Source organism: Streptomyces sp. NRRL F-525 (genome assembly GCF_000716605.1).
Classification (GTDB): Bacteria; Actinomycetota; Actinomycetes; order Streptomycetales; family Streptomycetaceae; genus Streptomyces.
The window spans coordinates 1-271 of sequence record NZ_JNXE01000223.1; the positions used below are offsets into that span (position 1 = coordinate 1).

Below are 271 nucleotides of genomic sequence, written 5' to 3' on the forward strand. Positions count from 1 at the left end.
GTTCCACCACCGCCCCGACGGGACGATCGCGTACGCGGAGAACCCGCCGAAGAAGTACCAGGACATCTACCCGATCGCCTTCGACCGGGACATGGACGGCCTGATCACCGAGACGGTGCGGGTACTACGTCACTGGATGGACCACGGCGTGCGGATCTTCCGCGTCGACAATCCGCACACCAAGCCGGTCGTGTTCTGGGAGCGGGTGATCGCGGAGATCAACGGCACCGACCCCGACATCATCTTCCTGGCCGAGGCGTTCACGCGCCCG

Annotated in this window: 1 pseudogene; it reads left to right on the forward strand. The window is 65.3% G+C overall.

The annotated features are described in order from the left end of the window. Positions 1-271 (forward strand): annotated as a pseudogene (locus tag OO69_RS48625) (alpha-1,4-glucan--maltose-1-phosphate maltosyltransferase); the annotation flags it as partial.